The following is a 25,003-nucleotide window of genomic DNA, read 5'->3' as shown; positions in this document are numbered from 1 at the left end:
ATCGGATGAGCCAGTAGGTTATTGTTGGGTTAAACCCCTCTCCCATTCATTGCTGTTTCAAGAAAACACCTTATCTTTGCATCGCCAATCTACAGAAGAAAGGCGCATGAACTTAAAAAGAATAAGAAAAAGATAGCATTAACATAAGAAAAGAAAAGGGAAAGAATATGAAACAGAAATCATTGATATTGATGAGCACCCTGCTCGTCTGCTCACTCGAAAGTTTCGCACAGAGTGATGTCGAGAAAAACGACTCGATATGGAAGGACTTCGACCTGGCAAGCGTTACCGTGGTTGCCTCGAAACCGCTGGTAAAAATGGAGACCGACAAGATGACCTACAACGTGCAACAGGATGCTGACGCCAAGGCCTCTACCGTTCTCGACATGCTGCGCAAGGTGCCGATGGTTACGGTGGATGGACAGGACAATATCACCGTGAACGGTTCATCCAGTTTCAAAGTGTATGTGGATGGAAAGCCGAATCCGATGTTCTCAGCCAACCCTTCGCAGATTTTCAAGGCAATGCCGGCAACTATGGTAAAAAACATAGAAGTAATCACCAACCCGGGAGCCAAATATGATGCTGAAGGTACGGGCGGCGTGCTCAACATCGTACTCAACAAGCAAACAGTGAATGGAGCCGGAGGCAACGACTTCAGCAATGGCTATAATGGCAACATCAGTGCTGCTGTCGGTAACCAGACGCAGCGCATCTCCGCCTTCATCAGCGGTCAGCAGGGCAAGCTCACCTATAGTGCCAACGGAATGTACAATCATCAGCGCATGAATGGAACCACCATCTCCTTCGACCGATTCCAGAAGGATGGCTGCACGATGAACTATTATCAGAATTCGGATATGAAGCAGCCTTTCTCAATGGGCAACATCAGCTTAAGCTACGATCTCGATTCGCTGAGCAGCATCAGCGCTACGGCAGGTCTGACCTCCTTCAACCAGAAGATTACAGGTCACCCACTCACAAAGATGACAGGCGGAATCTACGGCAAAGGATTCGAATACGGCAATGAGATGAAACAGAATCTGGACAATACCTCCTTCAACGGAAGCATCGATTATCAGCGATTTTTCAACAAGGAGCGCACGAACTACCTCATTCTCAGCTATCTATTCAGTACCAACCCATCTCACACAGACAACTATACGTTCTACGACGACATCAGCCATGTGACGGCTCTCCAGCTCAACGATCTGCTCTCCAAAAGTAAGACCCGAGGCACTGAACATACTTTCCAGGCAGATTTTACCCATTCGCTCAGCGCCACCCAGCGCCTGAATTTCGGAGCCAAATACATAGCTCGCATCAACAGAAGCGATTCACGCTACTACGATGTGGCGGCAGATAAAACTGAGACGCTGACCCCTGCCAACAGTATGGAGTATAAGAACACCCAGAACATTCTTGCCGCCTATGCAGAATGGAAGGGAAACTTCGGAAAGATAGGAACCATGCTGGGAACCCGATACGAACAAACCTGGGAGAAAGTGAAGTTTGAACAGGGTAAGGGTGATGATTTTGATAAAGATTACGGCAATCTCGTACCGAGCGCCAGCATCTCTTACGCCATCGCTCCAGGCATGAATCTCGGTGTGAACTACAGCATGCGCATCACCCGTCCGGGAATTACCTACCTCAACCCTTATGTTGACCGCAGTAATCCTACCGCCATCAGCTATGGTAATACTGACCTCGACGTGGTGAAGTCGCATCAGGTGAGCATGGTATTTAATTATTACAATCCACGCTTCATTCTGAGTACAACTCTGGGCTATGGACTCTGCAACAACAAGATAGAGCAGTATTCGTTCATCGATGCAGACAACCTGCTCAACACCACCTACGGCAAAGTTTCGAAAACCCGCAACGCCAGTCTGAATATCTTTGCCAACTGGCTGGTGTTCAAGAAGACGAGATTGATGCTGAACGAGAGTCTGAGCTACAATGATTTGCGAAGTGAAGTCTTGGGATGGAAGAATCATGGCTGGAACAGCAGTACGATGATTAATCTGCAACAGACACTTCCTTGGGAGTTGCAATGGACTGTAGGAAGTATCATTCAGAGCAAACAGCACAACCTGCAAGGCTATCAGAACGGAATGTCATTCTTCTACTCCACTCTCTCCAAATCCATCGTCAAGGATAAGCTGGACTTGAGTCTGATGTTCCTCACACCAACCGATAACAAACTCAACATCAAGCAGAAAGCCGTGGGTTCAGACTATGTACAGAATATGACGGTAAAGGTGCCTCTGCGCCAGATCAGCCTCACACTCACCTGGAAATTCGGCAACACCAAGAAGCAATTCCAAAAGGTGAAATCCAACATCAAGAATGATTTCCAGGAAGAAAAGCAGGGAATCCAGACGGGTGGAATGAATGAAAATTAACAAGATCAGAAACAATAGAAAACGTTGAATAGAATAAACAATACTCTCTCCAACGAGTTGCAATGCATAAAAAAAGCATTCGCAACTCGTTTTTTTATACGATTTATTGTCTATTCAATTTCTTTTTTGTACTTTTGCACGCAAAAATATCACATAAAATAACAGAATAATGAAGAAACAGACTCAAGCTATTCATTTGGAATATGAGCGCCGCGATGCATACGATTCGCTGAGCGTGCCAGTATATAACACCCTTGCCTACGAATTCGACAATGCTGCCATCATGGCAGAAGCATTCACCGACAAGATTAAGGCTCCAGATTATTCGCGCGTAGAGAATCCTACGGTAACCAACCTGGAGCGTCGCGTGGCAGCCCTCACCGATGCTGCCCACGCCACAGCCTTCAACTCAGGAATGGCGGCAATCAGCAACACCCTCATGGCGCTGGCTGCACAAGGTAAGAACATCGTTACCTCGAAGCATCTCTTCGGCAATACTTATGCCCTGCTCGTAGCCACTCTGCGCCGTTTTGGCGTAAAGGTGCGCTTGCGCGATTTGACCAATATCGAAGCCGTGCGCGAAACCATTGATGATGACACCTGCTGCGTCTTCCTCGAAATCCTGACCAACCCACAACTGGAGGTTGCCGATCTGAAAGCCATTTCGGAAGTGGCTCACGAAAAGAATGTTCCGCTGGTAGTGGATTCTACCGTGATTCCTTTCACACAGTTCTCGGCTAAGAGTCTGGGAGTAGATATTGAGGTGGTTTCCAGTTCTAAATATGTAAGTGGCGGTGCAACTTCGCTCGGCGGTCTGGTTATCGACTACGGTACTCCTTACAACGGCGATTTCGCCAAACGTCTCTATGGAGAAATGCTCTTCAATTTCGGTGCCTATATGACCCCACAGGTAGCTTATATGCAAACCATCGGACTCGAAACGCTCGATGCGCGCTATCGTGTGCAGAGCAGCAATGCCCTGGAACTTGCCAAGAAGCTGTGCTCTCTGCCTCAGATAAAATATGTAAACTATGTTGGTCTGGAGGATAATCCTTATCACGAGTTGGCACAGCGTCAGTTTGGAAAAACGGCGGGAGCCATGATCTGCATCGACCTGGAGAGCAAGGAAGCCTGCTTCAGTTTTCTGAACAATCTGAAACTCATCCATCGCGCTACCAACCTCTTCGACAACCGTTCGCTCGCCATCCATCCGGCAAGCACCATCTTCGGAGCTTTCTCTGAGAGCATGCGCAAGTCGATGGACGTGAAAGACACCACTATCCGCCTCAGCGTAGGCCTGGAGGATGTGGATGATCTCTTCGAAGACATCAAGCAGGCCGTTGATAGTTTATAATTGATAGTTTATAGTTAATAGACTCAAAGTAAAATGTACAATTTCGATAAAGTCATAGACCGTTCGGGCAGCGACGACCTGAAACATGGTGCCTTGTTGCCTCGTTGGGGACGAGATGACCTGCTGCCACTCTGGGTAGCCGATATGGATTTCGAGACCCCATCTTTCATTACAGATGCCCTTAAGGCACGATTGGAACACTCCCTTTTCGGCTACACCATGGAACCGGAAGATTACCTGCCTAGCATCATCGACTGGGTTCGCGACCACCATCAGTGGGATGTGAAACGAGAGTGGATAAGATTCATTCCAGGTATTGTAAAAGGCATCGGACTCGTGGTGAATGTCTTTACCCAGCCTGATGAAAAAGTCATCATCCAGCCTCCCGTTTATCACCCATTCCGCCTCACCCCAGAGGGTAATGGCAGAGAGGTGGTCTTCAATCCGCTGAAGATGAGGGAAGACGGATATTACGAGATGGATTTCGAAAACCTCGAGAAGGTTTGCGATAAGAAATGCAAGATTCTCATTCTCTGCAATCCTCATAATCCGGGCGGTATTACCTGGAGCAAGGAAACCTTGCAGCAGCTTGCCGACTTCTGCTATGAGCACCATCTGCTCGTTATCAGCGATGAGATTCATGCGGATATGGCGCTCTTCGGACACAAGCACATCCCGTTTGCCTCGGTTTCAGACAAGGCACGCAACATCAGCATCACCTTCCAGGCTCCTTCCAAAACCTTTAATATTGCAGGAATCGTGAGCAGCTACGCCATTATTCCAAACGAAGATATTCGGAATAAGTTTTATAGATGGTTAAGCGCAAATGAGTTGGATGAACCAACCCTCTTTGCTCCTATCGCTACCATCGCTGCCTTCCGAAAGGGAGAAGAATGGCGCAAGGCGATGCTTGCCTATATTGAGGACAATATCCGATTTGTAGAAGATTACTGCCGCGAACATATTCCGGGCATTCGCCCGTTGCGTCCACAGGCATCCTTCCTTGTCTGGCTCAACTGCCGAGACCTGCATCTTTCACACGATGCGCTTCTCGACCTATTCATCGACAAGGCTCATCTGGCATTGAACGATGGAGAGATGTTCGGACCTGGCGGAGAAGGATTCATGCGATTGAATGTGGCTGCACCAAAAAGTGTTATCAAACAGGCTTTACAGCAGCAGGAAAAGGCTGTGAGCCAACTCTAGATTTTTAAGAAAAACAATAGCCGTAACTACTGCAAATATAGTTACGGCTATTATTATAATATGGTAGAAGAAGACCTTTATTTCCCCTCCATCAAATCATGAACCAGTTTGATTTCGTAATAATCAATACCAGCTCCCAAAGCTTCCCTTATTTCGCTAAAATGCTCCAATTCAGGATGAGCCTTCATGAAATCACGGATTTTCTTTTCATGGGCACTTGAAATCAGCGCCCGCAGTCCAATCTTTCCTTCTTTCACATAAGGAGTAAGATGACCAATAATGGTACCTTTGGTATAACCCCGCTTAGCAGCAATCTGATCTACCGTCATTCCCTGCATATAGAAATCATAACTTACCTCCTTCGAAGCGACTTTCGGCACCTTCGGTTCATTCGACCTCTTCTGTCTCCTTGACTTTCTGCCCGAACCGCTATCTGATGAGGCATCTGCATCCAACAGCAAGAACTGCGCCTTCTTTTTCAGATAATCCGTTACCGTGAATTCGGCACTACATTCATACTTCAAAAGCCGTTCTTTTAATTTTACATCCTCTGAGAAAACAGAGAAGCGGTCTTCAAACTGCTTCCTTGCTACCTTGTTGTCTGTATCAAGATTCGACTTTCTGATTAAATCAATCAGAATGCCGATTTTATCAAGAAAATACATAGCTCCCTTATGAATACGGTCTTGCAGTTCAGCCTGTCTTACATCAGGATTTCGGGCAAGCATACCCGTATACTGCACACGGAATTTATCCGATACGGCTATCAGACTCTTCAATACCACCTGCAGCTTCTGATACTCGCTTACCACACGCGGATATTTACCATTAAAAAACTCTACCAGGCAGCGCATCAGATGCTCATAACTGGCTCTGATAGAATAGAAATCGAAGAGTTCACTGATGCAATAAATGATATACTGCAGCTCCAGACTGCTGATTTGCTCCTGAGTAGGCGCAGTAAGCTGACTGCTGAATGCATCCACTGTCTGGCTGCTGATAATGGCTCCGCGAGAAAGCGGTTCGCTGAGCACCATACCCTCTAAAGTCTTGCAGCGGCTCAATGCAACATAGGTCTGACCATGCGTAAAAGAATGAGAAGCATCAATAATGGCATGTTCGAAAGTAAGTCCCTGACTCTTGTGGATAGTTATTGCCCACGCCAGACGCAGAGGATACTGCATGAATTTTCCTTCCACTGTTTCCTCTATCTCCTTGGTTTTCTCGTTCAGGGTATATTTCGCATTGGTCCATTCCATTTTCTCCAGTTCAAACTCCTCGCCCGAGTCCTTACTGCGAACGATAATCTTGCTGCCGTTTTCATCGGTCTTGACCCCTATCACCTCGCCTATCATACCATTATAGAAACGATGCTGCGGGTCGTTCTTGATGAACATCACCTGGGCTCCCGGTTTCAATGTGAGTTTGAAATCGGCAGGATAAGATGTTTCCGGAAAGTCACCCTCTATGTCTGCTGTAAAAGAAAACGACTGCGCAGGCAAGGCGGCAAGCTGCTGTTCGTTAATATACTGGGCAGGTGCATTATGGGTGGTAAGCCGGATATAATTGCCCTCCTTTGGCGGTACAAAATTTGGAATATAGCGCTGGTTCAGAGCCTGCAATGTCTCTTCTGAAGCCTTGTTTTCCCTAATCTGGTTGAGCAGCGAGATAAACTGCTCATCTTGCTGTCTGTATATCTTTTTAAGTTCGACGGTAAGATAACCCACCTGCTTCAGAGCGTTGCTGCTGAAGAAGAAAGGAGTATCATAATGCTGCCCTAAAAGATGCTCTTCCTGTGGCGTAACAACAGGTGCGAGCTGCTGCAAATCGCCTATCATCAAGAGTTGCACACCACCGAAAGGCAGGTCGTGGCGCTTGCGATACTGGCGAAGCACGGAGTCAATAGCATCGAGCAAATCGCTACGCACCATACTGATTTCGTCGATTACCAGCAGGTCGATGCTTCGGATGATATTGCGCTTGAGCTTGCTGAACTGATAGCGTTTCTGTTCGCCGCTGCCAAAGGTCGTGCCCGGCACGTATGGCGAGAAGGGAAGCTGGAAGAACGAATGGATGGTCATTCCTCCGGCGTTGATGGCTGCAATGCCCGTAGGAGCAAGCACAATCATCCGTTTTGGCGACAATTCTTTCAATCGCTTGAGGAAGGTCGTCTTACCTGTGCCCGCCTTTCCGGTAAGGAAGAGGTTGGCACTTGTCTTTTCTATGATATTCCATGCCAGGATGGATTCTTCGTTCATTTCCATACAGCTTCTTTTTTGTACCAGATTTTATATCAGAACTAGATTTCTTCTTATATCAGGACTAGATTTCTTCCGTGATTTCGCTCATCTCCTTACGCTTCTTCTCTGCGCGTGGACAGTCTTCAGCAATATGACCTACAGGAATGATGACCACCGCCTCATAGCCCTCGCGAGCAAAGAACTGCTGCATCTTCGCCGTATCGTAATTGCAGACCCAGCAGGTGCCCAGTCCGCACTCTGTTGCAGCCAGACAGAGATGCTCTGCCGCTATCGCCACATCAATATCGCCATGCGGTTTCTCATCATATCTGCGCACCCAGTTCTCATTCACGTTTTTCATACCTATAATATATATAGGAGCCGTCTTGAACCATTCACGGTCATAGCACTCCTGCAGTTTCTTCTTCGCCTCTTCCGAGCGCACGATGAGCCAGCGCCAAGGCTGCCTATTCACTGCCGATGGTGCCAAGCGCACACACTCCATAATATAGTCCAAATCCTCCTGGCTAACTGCCTCTGGAGTAAACTTGCGAGCCGAGAAACGCTCCTGGCTCAATGCCAACATGTTATTCTTATGATTCATATCGTTCAGTTTTATGATGTTTCAATACTAGCTTATGACCACAAAGGTAAGAATAAATCATGAAACGACAAAAAACTTGAATGAAAAACTATCGTTTTCGGATTATTTTTTGTATTTTTGCACATCAAACCAGGATTTCTGGTGATAACAAGAGATGTTAATTATAAGATATGATAGGACTGGCAGACTGCAACAACTTCTACTGTTCGTGCGAGCGAGTGTTTCGCCCCGACCTGATAGGAAAGCCCGTGGTTGTATTGAGTAACAACGACGGGTGCGTCATTGCGCGCTCTGAAGAAGCCAAGGCATTGGGGTATAAGATGGGGGACCCGTTCTATCAGGTTAAGGAAAAACTGGAGGCTGAGGGAGTGGCTATCTTCTCCAGCAACTATACACTCTACGGTTCGCTCTCCAACAGAGTGATGTCTATGCTGTCGCACTACTCGCCCCACATCGACCAATACTCTATCGATGAAAGTTTCTTCGATGTGGATCAGTCTATGGCAGAGCGCTTCTTCCAGGATAATCTGAAAGAAAACGATACATTTTTAAATAATGAATCCCTGCTCCACCAATATGGCGCCAGGATTTCTGCCGATGTGCTCCGAGCCGTAGGAATCCCTATCTCCATCGGCATTGCAGAAACAAAGACTCTGGCAAAAATCGGTTCTAAATTCGCCAAGAAATACAAGGGTTACCAAGGCTGCTGTCTCATCGATACTGATGAGCGAAGACACAAGGCTTTATCTCTGTTCCCGATAGAAGATGTATGGGGAATCGGACGACAGATTTCTAGGAAACTCGATTATATGGGCATCCGAACTGCTGCCCAATTTGCCGACAAGAAAGAAAGTTGGGTCCGCAGCCATTTCAATATCACCACCCTAAGAACATGGAAAGAACTGAATGGCGAAAGCTGCATCAGCATCGAGGAACTGCCGCAGAAGAAGAGTATCTGCACCAGCAGGAGTTTTGCCAACGAGGGCATTACCGACAAAAATGTGATAGAAGAAGCCGTGGCTAATTTCGCTGTACGTTGTACAGAAAAATTAAGGAGACAAGGTAGCGTATGTCAGGGCATCACAGTGTTCGCATGGACTTCCCGTTTTAACGAGCATGTGCCTGAATACACCATCCACGATTCCCTTACCCTGCCCATTGCCACCAATGCGCAGGAAGAGATAGTAGGTGCTGCCCTCACCATTCTCCGGGCTAAATACCCGAAACCGATGGCAGACAGCAGGCCCGATTGCCCCGACATGTCGTTTCACTTCAAGAAAGCTGGCGTTATCCTGTGGCAAATCTCACCCGACCATCCTCGCCAGCAAGACCTCTTCGACCCCATCGACCGAAGCAAGCAAAAAAAGCTGATGGAGGCTATCGACGCCATCAACCGGAAGAATGGTTATGGCACCATACGCCAGGCCATACAAGGCACAGACTGCCGATTCGACCTGAAACGCGAATACATGTCGAAGCAGTTTACCACGAACATCCATGATATTCTGAAAGTAAAAACTCAATGAGAGGCAGAATAAGCCCATTCTAAAGCAGAATAAGCCCATTCTAAAAATGAGCTCCATAAATAAGAAAAAACAAGATGAATAAGAATAACGATAACAAGATAAAACTGACATTTCACCCTGCGGAATTCGGAGCCAAGATGCCTATTCCGCTGGCAGAGCAAAGCGTAAAAGCAGGCTTCCCTTCGCCGGCACAAGACTATATGGAGGGAGAGATAGACCTCAACGATATTCTGGTTCGCCATCGTGAGGCAACTTTCTATGTACGTGTTTCAGGCGACAGCATGCAAGATGCAGGCATTCTCGACGGTGACCTAGCCATCGTAGACAGGCAGATAGAGCCATCCAACGGCAACTTCGTCATCGCCTTCGTGGATGGCGAATTCACCATCAAGCAATTCAAGATGGATGAGAGCGGCACCTTCGGCTGGCTCATTCCATGGAACAAGAACTTCTCTCCTATCCGGGTAGATGAAACCAACCGCTTCATGATCTGGGGCGTGGTTACCTATGTGATTCATCAGATTGCGGAATGATTAAAAAGAGAAATTGAAGAGATAGAAAAACCGGGATGCTTCGAATAAAAAACATCCCGGTTTTTATGCTTATTATAACTATTGCCTTTTATGCTTCCTGCTTCTTATACCCCACAAGTCCGTACCAAAGGATAACGAACTCGCAGAAGAGAGGAACGAGCCAGGTGAACTGCCACGAACCGATATAATCGGCAAGCAAACCCTGAAGCACAGGGAATACTGCACCACCGAAAACTCCCATCATGAACACGCCCGAAGCCTTGGAAGTATACTCCTTCAAGCCATCCACCGCCAAAGTAAAGATGCAACTCCACATCACACTATGAAATAATCCCACAGCAGCCATCAGCCAGAGATTCTCGGTAAACATGGAAACAGACATCAATACGATTGCCGCCACCGTAACGGTGATGAGCATAGGGCGAGGTGCCACGTTCTTCAAACCGGCAGAAACCATTCTGCCAATCATGAATCCACCCCAATAGAGTGTGGCAAGAAGGGCTGGAGAAAAATCGTAACCATGCCCCATCAAATCCATTGCATGGAGATTCATATTGTTGCCGATTCCCACCTCGGTTCCCACATAGAAGAAGATGGCAATCACACCATATTTCAAATGGCGGAACGACCAGATGCTGCGTTTCTTCGCATTTCCGGAATCATCAGAAGGAGTTGTCTTTCCTTCAGATTCCACATTTTGAGTCTCCTCTCTCGTACCCTCAATGTCTGGAAGATTCGCCCTGGAAGTGCTCCATGTTGTAAAGGCAATGATGAGCATCATTACCAGGAATGGAATGGTGAGCTGGTCGGCAGAAACAGAATCCAGGGACACACCTGCAAACATCACGCCCGTTACGAAGAATGGAGCGATGGTAGTTCCGAAAGAATTCACCGCACAGGTGAAGTTCATGCGCTGCACCGGTTGGGTTCCCGGCAAAGGATAGGCAGCAACGTAAGGATTGATAACCACCTGAAGCATTGCCGCTGACGTACCCATCAGATAGGAACCGAAAAGGAAAACGAAATATCCGAATGGTACGAAATCCTGCGAGAGATGCACGCCTGCCCCACCCCAATATTCAGCAATCAGCGCCGAAGCAAGATAGAAGGCAAGTCCCAGCACCATTACCAGCATCGAACGGATGAGCGTCTTCTTATAGCCCACTTTGTTGAGCAAGCGTCCCGTCTTCGCACTATTGAGCAGATAGCCCAGGAAGAAAGCGAAGGAGATGAGCGTTGCCAGGGAGTTCTTGGTAGTGGTAACCTCCGAGAGGAAGGCTATCTTCAAGGGACCCTGACACTGACCATTGACGGTAGTGAGAAAGCCCACTATAAAATAGATGAATGTCAGGAGCAGGAAGGGTCCTGCACTCTTGAGTGTTATCGATTGTTTCATGTTTATCTAGGTTTAAATTAGAGAAAGTTACGCTATCGTCAGGTGTTTCGACGAATTAAACAATCCATAAAAACACCTGACTTTTATTCCCAAAAACTATTCTCTAAATTACAAGATTTCATCTTCCAAAACCTTCATGGCACCCTTTGCCTTGATGTCTTCTACCATCTTCAAGTAAAGCTCTACGAAATGAGGAGCTGCCTTGAGATCGGTACTTGTAAAGGCTGAAATGCCGAGAAAATCGAGCGCATCATCGCTATCGATGGCCTTATGGTCATCAACGGTGAGCCATGGATCTGCCACTTCGAATGCATCACCATTGTCATCTACCTGATACTTCAGATAATGACGGTAAGCAGCAAAGAGGTAAGCCACACGCTTGAACTCCACATTCTGGCGCTTGCCAGAAGCATCATCAGCAATCATCTTCTCCAGGTTCGGCATTACGTAAACCGGGAACTTGCTTGCACCATCGAAGCAGAGACGAGCCACCTGGTCGCTGACCATGCGGTTGCCGAAGCGCTCAACCAGGCACTGCTTGTATGCCTCGAGATCAGTATCCTTTGGAGCTGGCACGTAAGGAGTAATGTCATCGTCCATGAAGGCACGTACAAACTTACGGATTCTCTCATCGTGCATGGCTGCATCTACCTTGCGGTAACCGCCGAGGAAAGATGGATAAGAGAGCAATGTATGTGAAGCATTCAAGAGAGAAAGCTTCATATTCTCGAAGGCTGTCACATCGTCGGTCATCTGAGCGCCCACGGTTTCCCATGCTGGGCGACCGGCTGCAAAATTATCCTCTACTACCCATTGGATGAAATCCTCGCAATAAACAGGAGCCTCATCGCAAGTGCCGTTCTGAGCATTCAGTCGCTCGATGTCGGCAGGACGGGTAGCTGGAGTAATGCGGTCAACCATTGAGTTAGGGAAGGTAACGTTCTCCTCCATCCAGGCAGCGAGTTCCTTGTCCTGAGCTCCCACGAAAGTCATGAAAGCCTTGCGGGCTGTATTGCCATTGTGCTGCAGATTATCGCAGGAAAGGATGGTGATAGGACCATTGCCTGCTGCCTTGCGGCGACGCAATCCCTCGGCTACATATCCGAAGGCTGTAACCGGCTTGGCTGGATTCTCGATATCGTGAGCCACCTGCGCATTGTCGAGCATGAATTCGCCACTCTGACGTGAAATGTTGTATCCGCCCTCGGTGATAGTGAGGGTGATGATCTTGATATCCTTAGACGCAATCTTGTTCAGAATCTGTTCCTGCTCCTCAATGCCCCAATAGAGTTCAACGAGCGCACCCAACTGATAAACCTGGATGCTGTCATCACGTCCACATACGGTAAGGGTGTATTCACCATCCTGCTTCTTCAGGGCATGGTAGAGACGTTCATCACCAGGGAGTATCATTGCTCCACAGATGCCCCAGTTCTGCTGGGTATTGTTCTCGAGGAGCATATTGGTCATAAACTCCAGGTGAGCACGATGGAAGTTACCTACTCCGAAGTGCAGGATACCTGCCTTTACCAAACTGCGGTTATAAGCATAACCTTTTACTACCTGAGCTGCATTTGCTGCGTTTGCATTCACTAAATTTGCCATAATTCTTTTATTGTTAGCTGTAAATATTAATTGTTTATTCATTTTGGGAGAAGCAAGTAGCCGAGGAGTTTCCTCAGCTATCTTATCTCCCGTTTCCGATGGCAAAGATATTGCGTTTTTTCGAGATAAAAAGATATTTTTTTCGAAAAAAACTTGCAAACGTTCCCGCAAACGTTCCCAATTTCTGCAAACGTTTTAAATACTTTCAGGCGATTACCGAGAACCACTTTCTAGTGATTACCGGAAACCACGAAGTTTGATTATTCTCCCGTAGATTGTCTACATTTCATCGTGGTCTTCAACACCACCTGTCTATCTTCCATCTCCGGATTATTGATTTTCTCCATCACCAGTTCTGCCGCCTTTCTGCCCATCTCCTCCAACGGAGGCTCCATAGTAGTAATCTGAGGAGATACGATGGTTGATAATTCGGTGCCCGAAAAACCTGCCACGAATATCTCTTCCGGTACCCGTCTACCCAAGGCACGGAGTTGGTTCTGTGCACCTATCGCCAAGGTGTCGGTAAAGGCGAAGATGGCATCAAAATCCACCTTATTATATATAAGATGGTCGATGGCATCAGCTCCATCCTTGAAGGTCATTCCCGTCTTCACAATCAGCTCCGGGTCGAAGAGATGGAATTTCTCCATCGCCTCACGATAACCCAAGCCTCGCTGATAGGCATTATAAATGTCGTCGGGTCCCTGCAGATAGACGATGCGCTTCCTGCCCAGGCGGATAAGATGCTCTACCATGAAATAAGAATCTACATTATCATCCACCATTACCTGCGGCATTTTCAATCCGTATGGAATGCGGTCGTAGAAGACTATCGCCATACCATCTGCTGCCAACTGCTGATACATTTCTATGTTCTTACGGTAGCTGCAGAGGCTCACAATCAGACCATCTACCATAAACTGCTCCATCATCTTCAGGTTCTCCAACTCCCGCTCCGGCTTTTCATCGCTCTCGGCAATCATCACCTTCTGATTCTTCTTGTAAAGTACCTCCTGCATTCCGTTAATCACCTGCGAAGCATAAGGAGTATGCATTTCCGGCACGATGACACCTATGGTGTTCGTACGCCCCATCTTCAGGTTCATCGCCACCGGATTGCGCTTGTAGCCGAGTCGTTTTGCCTCCTCTACCACCATCTCTCGCGTCTCCTTGCGAATGTTCTTGTCATCCGTCAACGCCCTGGAAACGGTAGAAACCGAGATGCAGAGCGAACGGGCTATATCCTTAATTGTTACATGTTTCATCATGATGTTTTTATAAAAATTCGTTCGTCTTTTAAAATTGTCGATGCAAATATACAACTTTTCCTTTAAACCGACAACATTTCTCGAAAAAATGCTCATAAAAATGCTATCTGAATATTACATTTTACAAGTTCATTTTCCTAAATCTAAAATGAGAACGATTGCAACAATCTTCAATCCTACATTTCTTCTCATCTTCCTTTGCCACCTCATCAAAAAGTTGTACCTTTGCAGTCGAATTTTCAGCAAGAACCAGGCATTACGCCTTATAGAGAACAGAATTTTCTGCAAATATATGTAATTAATATGTAAAAACAGCAGTAGTTATGAGCATTAATATCAAGAGAAATCAGTTGAAGAGAGTAGTTATCGTAGGTGGCGGACTCGGTGGTCTTCGTTTGGCAGAAGACCTCTGCAATTCAAACCTGCAGGTGGTGTTGATCGATAAGAACAATTTCCATCAGTTCCCTCCGCTTATCTATCAGATAGCTTCGGCAGGTATCGACCCAAGTTCCATCTCCTTCCCTTTCCGCCAGATTTTCCGCAAGCGCAAGAACTTCTACTTCCGCATGGCAGAAGCGAGAGCCGTATTCCCAGACAAGAAGATTCTGCAGACTTCCATCGGTAAGATCGAGTACGATTACCTGGTGTTCGCAGCAGGAACCACCACCAATTTCTATGGCAATGCCAACATCGAGAAATGGGCGATTCCGATGAAGACCGTTTCTGAAGCAATGGGATTGCGCAACGCTGTGTTGAGTAACCTAGAGCGTGCATTGACCTGTGCCACAGAAGAGGAGCGACAGGAACTCCTGAACGTGGTCATTGTAGGCGGTGGTGCCACAGGTGTAGAGATTGCCGGAGCCCTCTCTGAAATGAAGCGCTACGTGATTCCTTATGATTATCCTGATATGGACTCATCTCTGATGCACATCTATCTTCTGGAAGCGGGCGACAGACTGCTCGCCGGAATGTCACAGGACTCTTCTAAGAAAGCATACGAATTCCTTACCAGCATGGGTGTGGATGTACAGTTTGGCAAAATGGTAACCGACTACAAGGACCACAAGGTTCTGATGAAGGACGGTCAGGAGATTCCTACCCGCACCTTCCTCTGGGTATCAGGTGTAAAGGCACAGCCTATCACAGGTATCGATGGCGACCATTTGGGCCGTGGTTTCCGAATCGTAGTAGATGAATTCAACCGCATCCCTGGCATGGACGGTCTCTTCGCCATCGGCGACCAGTGTATCCAGACCACAGACCCAGCTTATCCTGGCGGTCATCCACAGTTGGCACAGGTAGCCATTCAGCAGGCAGCACTCCTGGCTAAAAATATCCAGAAGATTGCAGAGGGAGCCACTGATTCCCAGCTCAAGCCTTTCCGCTACAAGAACCTGGGTTCTATGGCTACCATCGGAAGACACAAGGCTGTAGTAGAGCTTGGCAAGTTCCACAGCCAAGGCTTCTTTGCCTGGGTATTGTGGCTGGTAGTTCACCTCCGCTCTATCCTTGGCGTAAAGAACAAGGTAATGGTAATGCTCAACTGGCTCTGGAAGTACGTAAGCTATAACGATTCTATCCGAATGATTACCTACGCCACCAAGCCTAAGGAGGTGCGCGACCGATTGAAGCGTGAGCAGACCACTCACCTCGGCACCGACTTGCTGGAAAATGAAGAAGAGGAAGAGGAAGCTTAAGATAAGGCGATAGATTAAGTTTAAAAGCTTAAGATAAAGAGATAGAAAACGGGTGTATCATTCAATAATATAGATGATACACCCGTTTCTTTTATGCAGATTTCAGAAGTCGATACCTTTATTAAGTAGATTCCCTTATCACTGTTTCACCTCTCAATGCAATTTCCTCTATCCTTCTATAACCATCGGCAATATGCTCCAGCAACAGTCGGCAACTTTCCTGCGCCATTTTCTCAATAGGCTGCTCCACTACCGTCAACTGAGGATGAACCAAAGTAGCCAAGGCTGTGCCCGACATGCAGCAAAGTGCCACATCCTCAGGAATGCGCAAGCCACGCTTCTGGATAGCACTCTTGGCTCCCAACACAGCAGTCTCCGTAAAGCCAAATACCGCATCAAAGGGCACATTCTTCTCCAGGAAACGCTCCATCACCCAACTACCCTCTTCAGCCGACAAGGCTGGCGACAAGACATCTTGCGCCTGATACTCTATATGAAACTTTTCCAGCGCATCCCTATAGCCCCTCAATCGTTCATAGCTGTTTCGGATATAAGCAGGTCCCGGGATATGAATAATATGCTTATACCCCTTGCGCAACAAAGCCTCCACCATGAAAAACGACATGATGTAATCGTCCATGTGCACCTGTGAAGCCTTTACCTTCTCCACCGTTCTATCGAAAAACACAATGGGAATGCCTCTTTCTATCACCTTATTATATAGGTCCACATTATGCTCCTTATCGCATGCACTCATCAGGATGCCATCCACACGCAGCTGCTCCATCATCAAAATGCTCTCTCTCTCCTGCTCAGGATTCTCGTTAGAGATGGCAATCATCACCTTATACCCCTGCTTGCGCAAGATGGCTTGAGCATCATTAATAAAGGTCATATAGAACGTTGTTACGATTTCGGGGATGATGATGCCGATGTTATGAGTACTCTGCTGGCGAAAGTTCACTGCCAGTTCGTTGCGATGATAGCCCATCCGCTCGGCAGTTGCCAATATCTTCTGCAAGGTTTCCGTCTTCACATTACCCGTATCTCCCGAAAGAGCACGCGAAACGGTGGACTTGGAAATCCCCAACTCCCTTGCAATATCCATGATGGTTACATATTTTGCCATATCTCTTTTTCTTTCTTGTTAAATGTGCCCGCAAAGATACTTATTTTCCATGAAAGCAACAACAAAAAACTGAGAAATCTTTTTGGGAACGGTTGCGGAAAATGGGAACGGTTGCGGGAACGGTTGCGAAAAAAGAATCGTTTTTTTTCTTGTTTTACCAGTAAAAACATTCTATCTTTGCAGCGTGAAAAGGAAAAACGATTTCTCAAATCGCTCTATTTTTTCACAAGACAAAGAATAAACAACATTAAGTATCACAATCAAACCTAAAAAAAGAAATATGGAACAAGATTCTAAATTTCAAGCGAACACTTCGCTAGAGAACAATTCACAGGGAAAGGTTCCCTTCATCAGTAAGCTCGCCTATGGAATGGGCGATGTGGGCTGCAACTTCAGTTGGATGTTCGTGGGCAATTTCCTCATGATTTTCTACACCGACGTGTTCGGAATCAGCATGGGTGCCGTAGCAACCCTGATGCTTGTTTCCCGATTCTGGGATGCCATCAACGACCCCATCATCGGCACACTTACCGACAAGACCCACACCCGATGGGGACGATTCCGCCCATGGCTGCTCTTCGGAGCTCCTATCACGGCACTGGTACTTATACTCACCTTCTGGGCTCATCCGGAATGGAGCCAGACCGCCAAGATTATCTATATGGCAGTAACCTACTGCATCCTGGTGCTGGGATATACCTGCGTGAACCTGCCTTACGGCACACTCTGCGGAGCCATGACGCAAGACATTGATGAGAGAGCCAAGCTCAACACCAGCCGTTCGGTGAGCGCCATGATGGCCATTGGAGTAATCAACATCGTAACTGTTCCGCTCATCAGCTGGTTTGGCGCAGGCGATACCAAATATGGTTATCTGGCTGTGGCTGTACTCTACGGCATCATCTTCGCCGCCTGCCATCTGTTCTGCTTCCACAAGACCAAGGAAGTGGTAGAAGTTCCTGTGGGACAGAAGCTCCCTCTAAAGGTGCAGCTTCGCTCCGTGATGAAGAACAAGCCCTATCTGCTCGCCCTCTTAGGACAGTTGCTCTTCGGTTTCATCCATTACGGACGCAACGCTGACATGCTCTACTATTTCACTTATGTAGAAGGTTCGGCAACGCTCTTCTCCTACTATTCCATGGCCATCATCGTGCCAAGCATCATAGGTGCAGCCTGCTTCCCTCTGGTATTCAGAAAAACGGGCAACAAGGGTTTCACGGCAGCCATCTTCGCTTTCCTCACCGGTATTACGATGATAGGTCTGTACTTCTTCAGCCCTAACGGCAGCGCCATTATGTTCTATCTGTTCTCAGCTTTGTCGTGGTTCTTCTTCTCAGGCTTCAATACAGCCATCTATGCCATCATCCCCGACTGTGTGGAGTATGGCGAGTGGAAGACGGGCATCAGAAACGACGGATTCCAGTACGCCTTCATTTCGCTGGGCAACAAGATAGGAATGGCACTCGGAACATCGCTTCTCGCCATTGCTCTGGGCAGTGCAGGATATGTAAGCAACGCAGTGCAGAATCCAGAAGTATTGAGCATCATGCACCACGCCTTCAGCACCATTCCGGGAGTCTTGTGGATCATCACCGCAGGATGCCTCTGCTTCTACAAGCTCAACAAGAAGCAATACAAGCAGATCATGACCGATCTGGAGAATAAGAAGAAATAAAAAAACGGGATCTTTCATCCCACCAACATAACAATAACAATTTCAAAACATTATAATTATGAGACAGGCAATATTGGTAGAACCAAAGCATATCGAATTCAAGGAAGTAGCAGAACCAAAGGCAGCAGACTTAACTGCTCATCAGGTTCTCGTCAACATCAAGCGCATCGGCATCTGCGGTAGCGAGATTCACTCTTACCACGGTCTTCACCCAGCCACATTCTACCCAGTGGTTCAGGGACATGAGTACTCAGGAGTGGTTATGGCTGTAGGCAGCGAAGTTACCGTCTGCAAGCCTGGCGACCACATCACCGCTCGCCCACAGTTGGTTTGCGGCAAGTGCAACCCTTGCAAGAGAGGACAGTATAACGTTTGTGAGCACCTGCGTGTTCAGGCTTTCCAGGCAGATGGTGCAGCACAGGATTTCTTTGTTGTAGATGACGACCGCGTGGCTAAGTTGCCGGAAGGCATGAGCCTCGACTATGGTGCCATGATTGAGCCTTCAGCCGTTGGTGCCCATGCCAGCAACCGCACCGACGTAAAGGGTAAGAATGTAGTAGTGAGCGGTGCAGGAACCATCGGCAACCTCATAGCCCAGTTCTGCATTGCACGTGGTGCCAAGAATGTACTCATTACCGATGTAAGCGACCTCCGCCTGGCTAAGGCTCGCGAGTGCGGCATCAAGCATACTCTCAACATCACCAAGAAGACCTTGAAGGAGGCAGCCCAGGAACTTTTCGGAGAGGAAGGCTATCAGGTAGGTTTCGAGGTAGCAGGTGTAGAAGTTTCCATCCGTTCGCTGATGGAGACCATCGAGAAAGGTAGCGACATCGTGGTTGTGGCAGTCTTTGCCAAGGACCCAGCCCTCAGCATGTTCTATCTGGGCGAGCATGAGTTGAGACTCATCGGTTCAATGATGTATCGCCACGAAGATTATCTCACAGCCATCGATTATGTCAACAAGGGTATCGTTAACCTCAAGCCACTGGTAAGCAACCGCTTTGCCTTCGAGGAATACGATGATGCCTACAAGTTTATCGACGCTCATCGCGAAACAAGCATGAAGGTTCTCATCGATTTCGAACAGAAACCAGGAGAGAATAAATAAAGGATAGGAGAGAAGAAACATACTGCAAACGATTGCAGAAATTGGAAACGATTGCGGGAACGTTTGCAGAAAGTTTAGATGATTTTTCTTTGTGAAGGTAGCTGAAAAATGCTACCTTTGCAACAGAAATCAAGTAACATCTCTAACATTCTTAAAGTAAAAATGACAATGGAAAAGAAACAATCAGTGATAGGTATCGGCGAGGCACTCTTCGATGTGCTTCCTGAAGGAAAGAAGCTAGGTGGCGCTCCTGCCAACTTTGCTTACCACGTTTCACAGTTCGGACTCAATAGCTGTGCGGTCAGCGCAATGGGCGATGATGAGCTGGGCAAGGAACTGGAAAAGGAACTCAACGATCACCATCTCAACTATCAGATAGATAAGGTAGCCTACCCTACAGGCACCGTCCAGGTTTCACTCGATGCCAACGGCATTCCTTGCTACGACATTAAGGAAGGAGCAGCCTGGGACAACATTCCTTACACCCCAGCCCTGGAGGAATTGGCAAAGAACTGCACCGCAGCCTGCTTCGGTTCGCTGGCTCAGCGCAACGAGGTTTCCCGCAACACCATCTACCGCTTCCTCGACCACATGCCTGAGGGAGAAGGAATCCTCAAAATATTCGATATCAATCTCCGTCAGGGATTCTATACCAAGGAAATTATCACCGAGAGCATCAAACGATGCAACATCCTCAAGATCAACGACGAGGAATTGATCACCGTAAGCCGCATCTTCGGCTATCCGGGCATCGACTTGGAGAATAAATGCTGGCTCCTCTTGGGCAAGTATAATCTGAAGATGCTCATCCTTACCTGCGGCGTAAACGGCAGTTATGTGTTCACTCCTGGCGAGGTTTCGTTTATCGAGACACCAAAAGTGGAAGTGGCAGACACAGTAGGTGCCGGTGATTCATTCACAGGCGCATTCGTGGCAAGCATCCTGAAGGGCAAGAGCGTCAGAGAGGCACATGAATTGGCTGTAAAGGTTTCAGCATTCGTCTGTACACAGAATGGAGCCATGTCGGTCTTGCCAAAGGAATTTATAAGATAAGCCCTTATTTGCCCAAATTATATGCAAATTATAATTATCTGTAATATATGGTTTAAGTAATTAGTTAACGTTTATAAGGTTCATAATTAGTTAGGTTCAAAAAGTTTATTTTGTAGTAAAACCATGAAAAGAATTGTAGTTATTGTATTGATGATGGCAGCGTGTCTGGGAAATGCCCAGGCACAGCTCCATCTGAAAGCCAACGTGCAGAACAATCATCTGTGGCGTGGCATGGAAGTTTCCGACGGCATCGTCCTCCTCACCGACCTGAGCTATACGATGGTCAATGACCACGTTACCGTGGGCCTTTGGGGTGGTTGCAACTCGGAAGGCTCCTATAAGGAGTTTAACCATTATCTGAATCTGAAGGCTGGCGGATGGGGATTCGCCCTGTGGGACACCTACAACTTCTCCCCTGGTGCCACCTATAATAATAAGGAATACTGGAACTACTCTGCCCATACCACGGGCCGATTCCTCGATGCTACATTAAGCTACCGGTTTCAGGACGAGAAGTTTCCACTGCTCCTGAGCTGGTCAACGGTAGTCTTCGGACGCGACCGCAACAGCGACAATACGAAGCAGAAATATTCCACCTTCGCCTATGCGGAATACCCTATCTACCAGAAGGATGGCTGGAAGGTAGATGCAGGAGTTGGTGGAGCCTTCGCCCTGAACAGAGCTGGCGAGGATGCCCACTTCTTTGGAACCACGGCAGGCATCGTTCACGTATCGCTGCAAGCCTCCCACGACCTCAAGCTCGGCAACTACACCGTTCCGGTTTATGCCAAGGGCATGTGGAATCCTCAGAGCAACGAGAGCTATTTCCAGATTGGAGCAGAAATCATCCGCTTCTAAATCTCAAAAAACACAGAAAGTTTTATCATAACAATCATCTAAACACAGATTCATTATGAAGATTAAAGATTTTACAACAGGTGTGCAGCACATTGGCATTCCTACCAACGACATCAACAAGACCATTGAGTTTTATCATGCCCTGGGCTTCGAGACAGCCCTCCGCACAGTAAACGGCACCGAGGAAGTAGCCTTCCTCCAGCTCCACAATCTCATCATCGAGACCTATCAGAACCATCAGGCAAAGATGGAATATGGAGCCATCGACCACATCGCCATCGATGTAAAGAACATAGAGAATCTCTTCCTGGTAGTGAAGGAAGCCGGCACCTTCAAGATGCTGGATCAGCAGGTAAATGGTCTTCCTTTCTGGGAGAACGGCGTAAAGTTCTTCACCATTGAGGGTCCAAACAAGGAGAAAATCGAATTCTGCGAGAAACTCTAATCCGCAGCTGACTTTTAGATAAACACAGATTAGCATAGCAATACAAGAGAAAGAGAGAGAGAGATAAAAATGACGAAAGTCCAGCTTGGAGCCTTTCTGAGAGAGAGGCATCCGAGTTGGACTTTCTTTTTTCGTTTTCCTTGAGGAATATGATGCGTTTTCCCTAATTGATGTTTCAAGGATATTAATGATGCTCAGGCACAATGGCGAGATACACCAGATCATGGTCAGTGAGATTCTCCATATAATGAGCGTGGTTCATCGGGCAGTAATGCACCTGTCCCTGTCGAACCTCCTCCACGGTATCATCATAATGGAAAGTAGCAGTGCCGCTTACCACATAGATAATCTCGCAGTTGCCCTCATGAGTATGAAGACCAGTTGATGCACCCGGACGCAAGGTGGAATACATAATCTTCACCTTGTCATCCACATAGTTACGAGTATCGAGTTTTCCCTGTCCACCCTTGAAGCCCTCCAAATGAGCCTCAGCAATCTTTTCGAAATCTATTACCATCTTTATAATGTTTATTGTTTAATGTCTACTTTACTCTTGCAAGTAAAAAGTTGCAGTTTACTTTTCCTTCGCAAAATACTTCCATAGCGGAGCGGCCATCAGGCTCTGCCAGATTTCTCCCTTCTCCAGCATTTCCATTACTTCTTCTCTTGAGAAGAGGCGAACCTCGATATCCTCAGCCTGGTCAAGATGCTGAACATCCATGCGCTCCACATCCGTAGCCAGATAGCAATGGGTAAGATTGGTATGAGTGCTCGGATTAGCCGAAATCGTCATCCACTTCTGCCAGTTTCCGCCACCGAACCCAGTCTCTTCCATCAGCTCTCGCTTGGCAGCCGCCATCGGGTCCTCGCCCTTCTCTATCACTCCTGCGCAGAGTTCATTCACCGTCTTACCTATCGCATAGCGATACTGGCGCACAAATACGAACATTCCGTCCTTCGTGATGGCGATGGTGTTCACCCAATCGGGATATTCCAGCACGTAATATTCATCGATAATGGCTCCCGTAGGCAATTCCACCTTATCCACTCGTGCCGTGAGCCATGGCTTCTCTATCAGATACTTCTGCGAGAGCGTCTTCCATTTCATATCTTTATCAGCCATTTTCTTACTTCATTTAAAAAACTGGATTTTCTTTATTTTAATTGATGGTGCAAAAGTACGAAAAAAGATTGAAAAGAGAAAAGTTTACTTGTTATTTCTTTCCAAAACTTTATCCTTTGATGTAACCTGGGTAGGAGTTCCCACCTTGCCGCCAATGCTGCATTCACCCATGTTTACCCCCATTACATTCTCGAAGCTGATGCCAGTCTTGGCATTCTTCACCTCAATATTATCGAAAGAAACATTAGTAACAGGCTTAGCCTCTGTACCCTGCAAAACCAAGGCTGCAGCGCTCACGTTGTTACACTTCAAACCATCCACAAAGATATTCTTCACGGTAGAGAAATGATGATTGGTCAACCCCTCGCCAGCATAACGGCTGGTTACATAGAAGAGGTCTTCCACATCGCCAAAACTGCAGTTCTTTACGAAAACATTCTCCACAAAACCGCCACGGTCGGGATTGGTCTTGATAAAGATGCCACGCTTGCAATAACCAGCATAATCGCAGTTCTCTACGATGACGTTTCTTACTCCCGAAGACATTTCGCTACCGATAACCACAGCATGCAAGCCCTTGAAATGGCAGTTTCGGATGATGATGTTCTCTGATGGCATCTTGGCATTCCAGCCATCATTATCACGACCACTCTTGATGGCAACGTTGTCATCGCCATTATCAAAAGCCACCCCCTCTATCAGAATGTTTCGGGAACACTCCGGGTCAATACCATCGTTATTGACAAGTTTGGCATCATATCGCAGATTACGACAGATGATATTCTCGCTCTTCAGCAGATGGATGCACCAGAATGGAGAATTGGTAATCTTCACACCTTCCAAGGTAACATCTTGGCAATTATAGAGTTGCACGAGCTGAGGACGAAGCCAACAGCCATCTCCAAACTTGCGCTCACTTACAGGCACTTCCTCGTGATTCATCTTGCGGCTCAACTGCTGCGCTTTCTTCTGATTAGGCTTCCACTTGGCAAAGGTGGTCATGGCATTACCGTCGATAGTGCCCTCGCCGATGATGGAAACGTTCTTGCAGCCATAGGCATAGATGAGAGGAGAATAGTTGTAGAGGAAAGTTCCCTCCCAACTGGTATTAACGATAGGATAGTACTTCTCTTCTGGCGCAAACTTCAGGGTAGCTCCCTTCTGCAGTTCCAGACAGATATTGCTTGCTAGTACGATAGGTCCCTTGATATAATAGGTACCTGCAGGCACCACGATTTTGGCACCCTTCATAGCCGAAGCCTTCTTGATAGCCTTGGCAAAGGCTGCACGGCAATCGGTCTTACCATCGTTCTTGGCTCCAAACTTCTTAATCTGCAATGATTTCTCAGCAATCTTTGCTCCGCTAATATGGTTTAAGATACTGTCACGAAGCGTGATTCTATGCTGCTCAACCACAGTTGCAGCCAAAGTATTACCTCCTACCACCTGAGCATTTCCCTGAAGGCTGTTGAATGCACAAAGGCATGTCATCGCCACTAACATTGTTTTTGTATCCATTATAGTTTGTTTTTATGATTTCGATTGCAAAGTTAATAAAAAATCGTCAGATATCATTGAAAAAGACCTGAAAAAAAACTTGTATAACCTATTCCACTTTGGGGAACTGCTACAAACAACCTATTCTTAGCCCCTAATTTTAGAAAGTTTAACTAATTCTTAGCCCCTAATTTTAGAAGATTTAACCCGTTCTTAGCCCCTAATTTTAGAAGATTTAACCCATTCTTAGCCCCTAATTTTAGAAAAAACAGTATCTT

General features: G+C 47.0%; 20 protein-coding genes. 11 read left to right on the top strand and 9 right to left on the bottom strand.

The annotated features are described in order from the left end of the window. The first annotated feature begins 167 nt into the window (after nt 1-167). From KSW37_RS07170 to KSW37_RS07160, 3 genes are all read left to right on the top strand, one after another. Nucleotides 168-2,408 (top strand): outer membrane beta-barrel family protein, encoded by a 2,241-nt coding sequence (locus KSW37_RS07170; RefSeq protein WP_217313727.1) that lies wholly within the window; start codon nt 168-170, stop codon nt 2,406-2,408. Nucleotides 2,409-2,577: 169 nt separating this feature from the next. After that, nucleotides 2,578-3,762: an aminotransferase class V-fold PLP-dependent enzyme gene (locus KSW37_RS07165; RefSeq protein WP_217313728.1), complete on the top strand. Its 1,185-nt coding sequence runs from the start codon at nt 2,578-2,580 to the stop codon at nt 3,760-3,762. Nucleotides 3,763-3,795: 33 nt separating this feature from the next. Beyond that, on the top strand, nt 3,796-4,968 hold the full coding sequence (locus KSW37_RS07160) for a MalY/PatB family protein (RefSeq protein WP_217313729.1): 1,173 nt from the start codon (nt 3,796-3,798) through the stop codon (nt 4,966-4,968). 77 nt (nt 4,969-5,045) lie between these two features. Here the strand turns inward: KSW37_RS07160 and KSW37_RS07155 are convergent, their stop codons facing one another. Both KSW37_RS07155 and KSW37_RS07150 read right to left on the bottom strand, forming a co-directional pair. After that, a complete protein-coding gene (locus KSW37_RS07155; RefSeq protein WP_217313730.1) occupies nt 5,046-7,232 on the bottom strand; it encodes a helix-turn-helix domain-containing protein in 2,187 nt (728 codons plus the stop codon). A 58-nt stretch (nt 7,233-7,290) separates the two neighbouring features. Then, nucleotides 7,291-7,812, bottom strand: coding sequence for a nitroreductase family protein (locus tag KSW37_RS07150; protein ID WP_217313731.1), 522 nt, complete (start codon nt 7,810-7,812; stop codon nt 7,291-7,293). 170 nt (nt 7,813-7,982) lie between these two features. Between KSW37_RS07150 and KSW37_RS07145 the strand changes: the two genes are divergently transcribed. Both KSW37_RS07145 and KSW37_RS07140 read left to right on the top strand, forming a co-directional pair. Beyond that, nucleotides 7,983-9,338 (top strand): Y-family DNA polymerase, encoded by a 1,356-nt coding sequence (locus KSW37_RS07145; RefSeq protein ID WP_217313732.1) that lies wholly within the window; start codon nt 7,983-7,985, stop codon nt 9,336-9,338. Between the two features lie 74 nt (nt 9,339-9,412). Then, complete coding sequence (locus KSW37_RS07140) at nt 9,413-9,871, top strand: LexA family protein (RefSeq protein WP_217313733.1); 459 nt, start codon at nt 9,413-9,415, stop codon at nt 9,869-9,871. Between the two features lie 88 nt (nt 9,872-9,959). Here KSW37_RS07140 and KSW37_RS07135 read toward each other — a convergent pair whose 3' ends face one another. The 3 genes from KSW37_RS07135 to KSW37_RS07125 all read right to left on the bottom strand — a co-directional run bounded on the left by KSW37_RS07135 (nt 9,960) and on the right by KSW37_RS07125 (nt 14,137). Next, nucleotides 9,960-11,267 (bottom strand): MFS transporter, encoded by a 1,308-nt coding sequence (locus tag KSW37_RS07135; RefSeq protein ID WP_254368568.1) that lies wholly within the window; start codon nt 11,265-11,267, stop codon nt 9,960-9,962. A 108-nt stretch (nt 11,268-11,375) separates the two neighbouring features. After that, on the bottom strand, nt 11,376-12,872 hold the full coding sequence (locus tag KSW37_RS07130; protein ID WP_153086300.1) for a mannitol dehydrogenase family protein: 1,497 nt from the start codon (nt 12,870-12,872) through the stop codon (nt 11,376-11,378). A gap of 260 nt (nt 12,873-13,132) precedes the next feature. Continuing rightward, nucleotides 13,133-14,137: a LacI family DNA-binding transcriptional regulator gene (locus tag KSW37_RS07125; protein ID WP_217313752.1), complete on the bottom strand. Its 1,005-nt coding sequence runs from the start codon at nt 14,135-14,137 to the stop codon at nt 13,133-13,135. Nucleotides 14,138-14,463: 326 nt separating this feature from the next. Here KSW37_RS07125 and KSW37_RS07120 point away from each other — a divergent pair, with 326 nt between their 5' ends. Beyond that, nucleotides 14,464-15,837 carry an NAD(P)/FAD-dependent oxidoreductase gene (locus KSW37_RS07120; RefSeq protein WP_217313734.1) on the top strand — a complete coding sequence of 458 codons (1,374 nt, stop codon included), beginning with the start codon at nt 14,464-14,466 and terminating at the stop codon, nt 15,835-15,837. A 121-nt stretch (nt 15,838-15,958) separates the two neighbouring features. Here KSW37_RS07120 and KSW37_RS07115 read toward each other — a convergent pair whose 3' ends face one another. Beyond that, on the bottom strand, nt 15,959-16,966 hold the full coding sequence (locus KSW37_RS07115; protein WP_217313735.1) for a LacI family DNA-binding transcriptional regulator: 1,008 nt from the start codon (nt 16,964-16,966) through the stop codon (nt 15,959-15,961). Between the two features lie 280 nt (nt 16,967-17,246). Here KSW37_RS07115 and KSW37_RS07110 point away from each other — a divergent pair, with 280 nt between their 5' ends. The 5 genes from KSW37_RS07110 (at nt 17,247) to KSW37_RS07090 (ending at nt 22,105) form a co-directional block, all read left to right on the top strand. Further along, nucleotides 17,247-18,641 (top strand): MFS transporter, encoded by a 1,395-nt coding sequence (locus KSW37_RS07110; protein WP_217313736.1) that lies wholly within the window; start codon nt 17,247-17,249, stop codon nt 18,639-18,641. 58 nt (nt 18,642-18,699) lie between these two features. Beyond that, nucleotides 18,700-19,749: a zinc-dependent alcohol dehydrogenase gene (locus tag KSW37_RS07105; RefSeq protein WP_217313737.1), complete on the top strand. Its 1,050-nt coding sequence runs from the start codon at nt 18,700-18,702 to the stop codon at nt 19,747-19,749. Between the two features lie 168 nt (nt 19,750-19,917). Further along, entirely contained in the window at nt 19,918-20,802 is an 885-nt protein-coding gene (locus KSW37_RS07100; RefSeq protein ID WP_217313738.1) for a carbohydrate kinase family protein, read from the top strand. 123 nt (nt 20,803-20,925) lie between these two features. Next, nucleotides 20,926-21,660, top strand: coding sequence for a hypothetical protein (locus KSW37_RS07095; protein ID WP_217313739.1), 735 nt, complete (start codon nt 20,926-20,928; stop codon nt 21,658-21,660). Nucleotides 21,661-21,715: 55 nt separating this feature from the next. Next, nucleotides 21,716-22,105, top strand: a complete 390-nt coding sequence (locus KSW37_RS07090; protein ID WP_118139134.1) for a VOC family protein — start codon at nt 21,716-21,718, stop codon at nt 22,103-22,105. A gap of 184 nt (nt 22,106-22,289) precedes the next feature. On the opposite strand, the gene KSW37_RS07085 is transcribed toward KSW37_RS07090, so the two are convergent. The 3 genes from KSW37_RS07085 to KSW37_RS07075 all read right to left on the bottom strand — a co-directional run bounded on the left by KSW37_RS07085 (nt 22,290) and on the right by KSW37_RS07075 (nt 24,746). Continuing rightward, nucleotides 22,290-22,622, bottom strand: a complete 333-nt coding sequence (locus tag KSW37_RS07085; RefSeq protein WP_022122055.1) for a cupin domain-containing protein — start codon at nt 22,620-22,622, stop codon at nt 22,290-22,292. Nucleotides 22,623-22,679: 57 nt separating this feature from the next. Then, complete coding sequence (locus KSW37_RS07080; protein ID WP_217313740.1) at nt 22,680-23,228, bottom strand: NUDIX hydrolase; 549 nt, start codon at nt 23,226-23,228, stop codon at nt 22,680-22,682. A gap of 84 nt (nt 23,229-23,312) precedes the next feature. Beyond that, on the bottom strand, nt 23,313-24,746 hold the full coding sequence (locus KSW37_RS07075; protein WP_254368569.1) for a glycoside hydrolase family 28 protein: 1,434 nt from the start codon (nt 24,744-24,746) through the stop codon (nt 23,313-23,315). Nucleotides 24,747-25,003 lie beyond the last annotated feature (257 nt).

The organism is Segatella copri (genome assembly GCF_019127135.1).
GTDB lineage: Bacteria > Bacteroidota > Bacteroidia > Bacteroidales > Bacteroidaceae > Prevotella.
This window is presented reverse-complemented; position numbering and strand designations above follow the sequence as displayed.